At 46.8% G+C, this 9,112-nt stretch carries 6 protein-coding genes; 1 reads left to right on the plus strand and 5 read right to left on the minus strand.

The window, feature by feature from the left end; genetic code table 11:
* The 3 genes from nifJ to GX117_09345 form a co-directional block, all read right to left on the minus strand.
* A partial coding sequence (gene nifJ / locus GX117_09335) for a pyruvate:ferredoxin (flavodoxin) oxidoreductase (GenBank protein NLO33542.1) occupies positions 1-3,506 on the minus strand: 3,506 nt, incomplete at its 3' end.
* Between the two features lie 504 nt (positions 3,507-4,010).
* Positions 4,011-4,271 carry a hypothetical protein gene (locus GX117_09340; protein ID NLO33543.1) on the minus strand — a complete coding sequence of 87 codons (261 nt, stop codon included), beginning with the start codon at positions 4,269-4,271 and terminating at the stop codon, positions 4,011-4,013.
* A 54-nt stretch (positions 4,272-4,325) separates the two neighbouring features.
* On the minus strand, positions 4,326-5,024 hold the full coding sequence (locus tag GX117_09345) for a hypothetical protein (GenBank protein NLO33544.1): 699 nt from the start codon (positions 5,022-5,024) through the stop codon (positions 4,326-4,328).
* Positions 5,025-5,671: 647 nt separating this feature from the next.
* Here GX117_09345 and GX117_09350 point away from each other — a divergent pair.
* Entirely contained in the window at positions 5,672-7,177 is a 1,506-nt protein-coding gene (locus tag GX117_09350) for a PQQ-binding-like beta-propeller repeat protein (protein NLO33545.1), read from the plus strand.
* Positions 7,178-7,228: 51 nt separating this feature from the next.
* Here the strand turns inward: GX117_09350 and GX117_09355 are convergent, their stop codons facing one another.
* On the minus strand, positions 7,229-8,455 hold the full coding sequence (locus GX117_09355) for an extracellular solute-binding protein (protein ID NLO33546.1): 1,227 nt from the start codon (positions 8,453-8,455) through the stop codon (positions 7,229-7,231).
* Between the two features lie 253 nt (positions 8,456-8,708).
* Positions 8,709-9,112 (minus strand): hypothetical protein (locus GX117_09360; protein NLO33547.1); only part of this gene is annotated, 404 nt, incomplete at its 5' end.

Consider the following 9,112-nt stretch of genomic DNA (forward strand, 5'->3'; position numbering starts at 1 on the left):
ACATCATTTTGCGCTTCAAAAAGCAATTGTTGCGCCATTTCAGGCTTGCTCAGCGTCAACATCTTATAGCGAGTCTCATTATAGATATATTTTTCGAGAGGGAGATTCGGCTCTTTAGAATCCAGCTGGAAGGGATTTTTTCCTTCGTTCACTAAAGTGGGATTGTATCTGAATAGCGGCCAATGACCGGATTGAACGGCAGCTTTTTGTTGGTCAAGACCCATGGCAAGATTATAGCCGTGCGCAATACAATGGCTGTAAGCAATGATCAGCGACGGTCCATCATAGGCTTCCGCTTCCAAGAAGGTTTTAAGGGTTTGCGTATCGTTGGCGCCAAGAGCCACATGGCCTACATAGACGGTGCCGTAAGTCATGGCGATGAGTGCCAGATCTTTTTTGCTTAAGGGCTTGCCGCCGGCTGCAAATTTTGCTACAGCGCCGCGGGGCGTAGATTTTGAACATTGTCCACCCGTATTGGAATACACTTCCGTATCCAATACAAGCAAATTGATATCATAGCCCGACGCAATCACGTGATCCAATCCACCAAAGCCGATATCGTAGGCCCAGCCGTCACCGCCGATTCCCCACACGCTTTTGTGTACGAGAAAATCAGCGAGATTCAGGAGTGCTTGGGCTTCCATGCTATTATTGCCGGCAATCTTACGCTTCATCTCTTCGACCAACTTGCGTTGTTCAAAGATTTCCGTTTCAGATTTTTTACCGGACTTTTCCAACAATGCTTTCACTAATTCACCGCCAATGACGCTTTCCAAACGAACCAAGAGTTCTTCGGCAAATTGTTTTTGGCGATCAACGGTAACACGCATTCCCAAGGAAAATTCCGCTGCATCTTCAAAGAGCGAGTTGTTCCAAGTCGGGCCGCGTCCGTCTTTATTCTTTGCCCAAGGCGTGGTGGGAAGGTTACCGCCATAGATGCTGGAGCAACCGGTGGCGTTACCAATGAAGAGACGATCACCAAAAAGCTGGGAGAGCAGTTTCAGGTAAGGTGTTTCACCACAACCGGCGCAGGCGCCGCTAAACTCGAAGAGCGGTTCCAGAAGCGCCACATCTTTGACCAGATTATGTTTAATGGTATTACGATCCATTTCGGGAAGGGTTAAGAAATAATCCCAGCAATCCCGTTCCCGCTCACGGATAGGCTCTTGCTCAACCATGTTAATGGCACGCAGTTTGGCTTCTTGTTTATTTTTTACGGGACACGCCTGCACACAAAGCGTGCAGCCCGTGCAGTCTTCCGGCGCTACTTGCAAAATAAAAGACTTATCGGAAAACTCTCTCCACCGTGCCTTAGCAGATTTAAATCCTTCAGGCGCATCGGCAAGTGACTCTGTATCCACAATCTTGGAACGGATAACAGCGTGGGGGCAAACAATCGCGCATTTGCCGCACTGGATACAGATTTCGGGATCCCAGCTTGGAATCTCAAGCGAAATATTTCGTTTTTCCCACTGGGTCGTAGCCGTTGGGAAGGTACCGTCTACGGGCATTTTGCTGACAGGCAGGGTTTCGCCCTGTTCGACGAGGATGGCAGCCGTAAAATCGTGAAGGAATTCAGGCGCTGCTTCGGGCACGGCGGGGCGCAAATCAAAGCTGCTGGTTACAGCAGCAGGCACTTTTACTTCGTGCATGTTTTCAATGGCCATATCCACGGCAGCCCAGTTTCTCTTGACAATAGTTTTGCCCCGTTTGCCATAGGTCTCTTCAATGGAGTTCTTAATGGATTTAATGGCCTCATCCTGGGGCAGCACGCCGCTAATATAGAAGAAGCAGGTCTGCATGACCGTATTAATACGACCGCCCATACCGGCTGCTTTAGCAACTTCAAAACCATTAATTACATAAAACTTAAGTTCTTTTTCGATGATATGACGCTGTGCCGTTTTGGGCAGATAATCCCAGACTTCTTCAGGACCATGGGTACTGTTCAATAAGAAGACGGCGCCCTTGTCGGCGATTTTCAAGGCGTCAAATTTTTCCATAAACGAAAACTGGTGACAGGCAACGAAGTTCGCATGGTTAATGAGATAGGCACTGCGAATGGGTTTGGGACCGAAGCGCAGGTGGGAGGTTGTCATCGCGCCGGATTTACGAGAGTCGTAAACGAAATATCCTTGTGCACAGTACCCGGCATCTTCACCGATAATTTTGATGGAGTTTTTATTCGCGCCTACGGTTCCGTCAGCGCCAAGACCGTAAAAGATCGCGCGGGTGGTGTCTTCACTTTCGGTGGAGAAAGAAGGATCATAGTCAATACTGGTATGGGTGACATCATCGTTAATTCCAACGGTGAAACGGCGGCGGGGCGCATCTTTCTCCATTTCATCCAAAATGCCTTTGATCATGGCAGGGGTAAACTCACGAGACGACAGACCATAACGGCCGCCCATGAGAAGGGGGATTTCTGTAAAGGGCGCTGTTTTGTCCATCACAGCGTCTGTAATAGCCGTTGCCACGTCCATGTACAAAGGTTCGCCTGCAGAACCGGGTTCTTTGGTACGGTCAAGGATTGCAAGCTTTTTCAGGGTAGCAGGCAGCGCGGAGATAAAGTCTTTCGCGGAAAACGGACGATAGAGACGCACAATGACCGCGCCAACCTTTTCGCCTTTTTCCGCTAAGAAATCAATGGTTTCCGCCATAGTCTCTGCACCGGAGCCCATGAGTACCATTACCCGTTCTGCATCGGGCGCGCCGATGTAATCGAAGAGGTGGTATTGCCGTCCTGCAATAGCCGCAAACTTATCCATTGTTTTTTGGACAATGGCAGGGCAAGCTTCGTAGTAGGGATTACAAGCTTCGCGAGCCGTAAAGAAGATATCCGGGTTTTGCGCCGTTCCACGAAGTACAGGACGATCAGGAGACATGGCGCGTTCGCGATGTGCCTTTACCAAATCATCATCGATCATGGCGCGGACATCTTCAGGCAGCAACAATTCAATACGGTTCACTTCGTGAGAAGTACGGAATCCGTCAAAAAAGTGCATGAAAGGAATACGGGACTCCAAGGTAGCCGCATGGGCGATAAGCGCCATATCATGGGTTTCTTGGATAGAACCGGAACACAGCATGCCGAAGCCTGTCGAACGTGCCGCCATGACGTCGCTGTGGTCGCCAAAAATCGATAAGGCGTGCGTAGCCAGTGTACGGGCCGTAATATGGAGGACACTGGGCGTCAATTCACCGGCAATCTTAAACATGGTAGGGATCATGAGCAACAATCCCTGTGACGCGGTAAAGGTGGTTACCAGGGATCCCGCTTGAAGCGCGCCATGGACAGCAGCTGCCGCGCCGGCTTCACTCTGCATTTCCACCACTAGCGGCGTCGTACCCCAGATATTTTTACGCTCTTCAGACATCCATTGATCCGCCCATTCACCCATGGGAGAAGAGGGGGTAATCGGATAAATAGCGGCTACTTCACTTACTTGATAGGCTACATGGGCAACAGCCTCATTCCCATCCATCGTCAAAATCGGTCTGCTCATAATTTAAATTTACTCCACATTGCAGTTTTGGGGTAATCAATTACTCTACACCGGGAAACCGTTCTGTAATTGACATAGGTGTCAAGGTAATGATTTACCCAATGCCTCATTTTAAGTCACACGCCCGGAAACGTGTTGCTGTGAGTACTTGAGAACTAAAACGATCAGTACCTTAGGGAATTACAGGAGCGGAACTTCATTATGCTACATCAAGTTGTTGTATTCAAGAAGGGCAAGTAACTTTTGCTAAGCTTGCTTAACAAATATGGATTAACTAGTTCAACAAAACATATGCTTAAGTCGTATAATAGATAAAATGATATGACGACAGACAAAAGTGAGCTTCAAACGCTTTGGACTTAGAAAAGATTTTACGCTGTTTTACCCAAATTAGTTCAATAAGGTCGTTATTGTATTGGTTTTAGCCGGCGTCCGAGATTCCAAGCCTGGCTTTTCACGGATGCGCCACAACAAATGAAGCGACTTCAACGAAATACCTTCCTTCTACCGGTTTCGGTCGGCTATACGCGCAATTTCCTCTTCAAAGGCACGGACTACGATTTCGCGCCCTGCAAAAGTAAGATGGCATCGATCACTCATCAGTGTCTCTCCGGGAATTCCGTTCGGTTCCGCTTCCATGATTAATTGCTCCCCATTTATTTTTACAAGATCGTATTTTTCTGCAAGAAAAGAAATAATTTCGTTTTCTGTATCCGATGCTTGGTGTCTCGGTACTTCCGGCAACGTGCTTCTGGCGAGCTTCAATCCTTCTTCATAATCTTCTTTGTTATAGTATTGTTGAATTTTTTCGGCGATATCTTAATGACCGCCACAGAAATCGGGGGCCCAATAATTAGTGGCAACCGTACTTATAATAATGGGTATATTTTGCGCTTTGCCTTGTTCGATTATGGAAGAAAGATTTTCCTGATAATGGCGCATATGTTCTTTTATTTCTTCCGGCGAAAAGCGATAGAGCGACGTATTCCCATCAATTTCGGGAGCGGTGTTTTCGCGCAAACTGACCACGTCGGTAAACATTAATTGAAAGTGTGCTTGAATGTCTCGGAGCAAACGCAGTGTTGCCAAAGAATAGGCAACTTTTTGAACGGGAATAGCCTCTAGATCGACAAGACCTTTATGGATTTGTTCTTCAAACTCGTTATGCCCCGCGTAAATTAATAGAAGGTCAATGTCATAACTGAAGAGTTCGGGCATCATGTTCAGAATTCTGTTTGTTCCATATGCACACCCGCCGGCATTTATGATTTCGAAACGGCGATTTTCTCCCGGTCTTTGAGTCAGCCTATAGCACATCGTACGCAAATTGTAGTCCATAAAATTTACATTGGAACCGCCAATAACGAGGATGCGGTATTCATTTGGATCTTTAGGCATGTCAAAAGATTGTTTCTGAAATGAAATAAGTTTTTCTTTGCGTGTAACCATTTTGTTGCGTAATATTCCGCCCGGTTCAAAGACGCGGCTTCCCTCGTTAAATCCCCATCCATAATCCAAGGTTAAGGGTGGTTTCCATAATTCAAGGAGGCGGGCCGATCCTTCTACAATACCTAGGAATACTAAGGTAGGGAGGAGTGAATATAAAAGGGTCTTGCGGAAAGTAAAACGAGGTAATTTTTTATCTGAATGGCTAATGAAAATTCTCGAATTTTAAGTTGGATCAAAAAGACAGGACCGTGTTTTTTTTTAGATGAAAAGGGTTGTAACTTAAAATAAATATCACCGATTCTGACATAATAGCAATCATCTTACTACAGTCGAATGGGTTGAATTCCACATCGCCCTTTCAAGACGGACCGCCCTACTGAAAAGCATCCTGTACATTACAAGAATAAAAGTGGCATCTCAACAATCTTGGAAAAGTAAAATCTTCTTCCTTGTCTTGTCAGAGGGTTGTTTTGATATGTTCCAAAGGGCAGCTATAATCATGTTTATAAAGAATGAGTAATATACATGCAGACACGGCATATCCATGGAATATCCTGATTCATCGTATATCCAACGAAAGAGTCAAGGTCTATGGTGCGCCGACTGGAAGTACACATAACAGGAGAAAAAAAAATACGAACGCAATCTTTCTTTAAAAAGGACCGAGAATGTCAATTCATTTAAATAAACTAAACAATAAAAATAAAAAGAAAAGAATGAGGATCCATATTTTCCCAAGTGTGTGCGCAATACTAATGTATTTTCTACTGACCGATCCGAGTCAAGGACTGGATCAGACACAATGGGGTGTGGATTTTTCACGCAACATGATTTCTACGGAAAAGGGCTTACCTGTTCATTTTGACCTCGAAACAGAGGAGAATATCCTGTGGAGTGCAGCCTTGGGCGGCGGGTCTTACGGATCTCCAATCGTGGCGCAAGGCTGCGTATTCATTGGTACCAATAATATCGAGACCTATGATCCGCGCCGGGAAGGTGACCTCAGTATCTTGTTATGCCTCAACGAAAAGGACGGCAGCCTTCGTTGGCAATTGGCGGTACCCCATATTGGCGGCGATGATTTTTTGGATTGGCCCGGCGTAGGAATTTGTTCGGAGCCGACCGTGGAAGGGGAACGTGTCTATGTGCTGACAAACCGCGGAGAAGTGGTCTGCCTTGATATCCATGGTTTAGAAAATGGAAATGATGGACCTTATAAAGATGAAGGCCGTCATGCTACGCCGGAAAACCAACCGGAAATTCCCGCGCTGCCTCCTGATGCAGACATTTTGTGGCTCTTCGATATGCGTAAAGAGATTGACCTCTATCCGCACGATGCGCCGCACACAAGCATCCTCATCGACGGGGATGTACTTTACCTGAACACAGGCAACGGTGTGGACAATACGCACAAAAAAATTGGCAACCCGAAAGCCCCAAGTTTAATCGCCCTTAATAAATGGACCGGTCAATTACTTGCAACAGAAAAAGAAAATATCGGCCCCAACATTTTTCATTGCAGTTGGGCGCCGCCCTCTCTAGGGATTGTTTCTGGAGAAAAAATGGTTTTTTTTGGCGGACCCGATGGCTTGTGCTATGCCTTCTCTCCCGTAACACAAGAGAACACTACACCAGGCGCCGCGTTAAAATCTTTGTGGCATTTTGACTGTGATCCCTCAGCGCCAAAGGAAGACATCCACTCCTACGTGGGTAATAGAAGAGAGGGACCTTCTGCGATTATGGGCATGCCGGTCTATTACCAAAATAGAGTGTATGTTGTTGCAACAGGCGATATCTGGTGGGGGAAACGTCAGTCTTGGCTAAAATGTATCCATGCAACAGGGAAGGGCGACATCACGGCAAGCGGAGAACACTGGTCCTTTGAGATGGAAGCACAGTCCTGCGCAACGCCCGCTATTCTGAATGATTTGGTTTTTGTGACCGATGATAGGGGCGGGGTGCATTGTGTTGATGCAGAAACAGGGGAGGCCCACTGGGAGCATCAGCTCGGACGTAGTATTTGGGGTTCTTGTTTGGGCGCCGAAGGACGTATTTATGTGGGAGCACGGAACGGAAGCTTTGCCATACTTGCCGCAGACAAAACGAAAGAGGAACTTTTCTCTACGCGCTTCCCTGATCAGATTCATGGAACGCCGACCGCTGCCAACGGTGTGCTTTACGTGCCCACGTTATCGCGCTTATACGCGATCAAGAATCTGTAAAGGCCTTATCATTTTCGCACGGCTCGTAACCCGCTATGCTTCGCAACGGAGCTATTGTACTTGTACAGCGCCACGGGCAAGGGCTTGATCGGCATTTTCAGAGAGCAATTTGGCAGCCGTATCCGCATCATGGATACCGGTCATGATTTCTGTAATCGTACGGGCGGCAAAATCGCGCACTTGCTGCCAACCTGCAATATTTGGTTCTGCCCGGGCAAAGGAAAGGCAATCATAAGGCGCGCGGTTGTCGCTCCATTGCTCCCAAAATTGCCGCATGGCAGGATATTCTAATGCGCTTTTACGGACAGGCATGTATCCTGTTTCCAAAGCCCAACGCAAGGAGATTTCCGGGTTCGTAAAATACTTTACAAAAGCCCACGCCGTGTTCACCTGTTCCTCACCAATATTAAAAAGACAAACGTTTGGACCGTATAAGACCGTTGCCGGCCGGCTCGGATCTGTTTGCGGTATACGCTGAATACCCCAACGGTCAAGATCGTCCTCCATGAGCATTTTCATATCACGAATTCCCGAACTGCTGCGCAAGACAAAAGCAATATCGTCGCGTGCTAAGGCAATATTATCTTCATAGCTTCCAGGAGAGATGATATAGGCTAGTTTTTCATGAGCGAGCGTCTCATAAAGGTGGAAAGCCTGACGCGCCACATCGCTGTTGTAGCAGGTCTTATAGTTCTCTACCACTTCTCCGCCCATGCTGAAGATAATACCGTTCAGTGTAGAACAATCTGCATGAACGGCGTGGGCATACTTACCCGTTTTTTCTTTGATTTGTCGACATTGTTCTAAAAATTCGGTCCATGTTTCCGGAGGCGCTGCTATGCCCGCTTCGGCGAGTACTTTTTTGTTGTAATAAAGCATCAAGATACTTTTCGCGAAGGGAAAAGAGTAAAAGGAATTTCCAAATTCGGGGAAGCGATTATTTTTCAACATATCCGGAAAAAAATCTGCCAACTCTTCCTCGGTAAAACCGGTCTCTTCACTATGGATGAGCGTATCCAAGTTATATACGACTTTTAAGTTGATGTATTCGCTGGTCATGCTTTCATAGGAAACAGCCATGGCCGGCAAGACTTTGGCATGAATTCCCGCGGTGATTTTTCGGAAGATATCGGTATAACTGCCCGCACGCTCAACCTTTATAGGGAGACCATCCCAATGGGCATTAAAAGTTTCGGCAAGGCTTTTCAATAACTCAGCGCTCTCGGTTGTTTGACGATCCCAGAACACAGCGCTATGATCGTTTACCGGTGTATACAAGCTTTCTCCCGGAACAGTAGGAGCGCAGCCCCAACCACACGTAAGCACAATTCCTACAAAGGAAACGAGCAAAAGCCTTTTAACTTTCTTCGCAAAACAAAGTGGGGGAGATGCCAAGGCGCTCGAATCTAGGATACAAGCAGTCTGAACAGCACTTAAAGGTGCATTTAGACCGTTGTTTTGACTGTAAGGACAGGTCAAAATTACCATGATATCGTTTCTCTCACACCTTGTTCTGCATGGGCAGATGGCTTTATTCTAAGATGATTTGCACCGGCCCTAAGAGTCCGGCAGGCTTTAATTCTGTTGACTCTTTGACCACTTGCTGGCTGGTGAATGTACCGGCACTTTTTACGCCCGGCGTCACATCACCGACAAGACGATTTCTCCAGGGGTTGATCACGGTTATTTCAAGAAGATTCTCACCCTCCTGCAAGACCGTGGAAATATCAAGTTTATAAGGATGCATCCAAAGCGTTCCCAGATCTTGACCATTTACCCGAACCACGGCTATATCTGCAACTTCACCTAATTCAAGAATAACGGCTTTCCCTTTTTCCGGAGCCGTGAAAGCGGTGCTGTAGATTGCTTCACCGGAAAAATATTTAATCTCTTCCTTTGCGTGATCCGTCCACGATTGAAGGGCAGGAAATTCCT

It is taken from the genome of Candidatus Hydrogenedentota bacterium (genome assembly GCA_012523015.1).
Classification (GTDB): Bacteria; Hydrogenedentota; Hydrogenedentia; order Hydrogenedentales; family CAITNO01; genus JAAYBJ01.

What these genes read in the sequence shown, in the direction of transcription:
- GX117_09350 (NLO33545.1), top strand. Translation starts at nt 5,672, where the DNA reads ATGAGGATCCATATTTTCCCAAGTGTGTGCGCAATACTAATGTATTTT.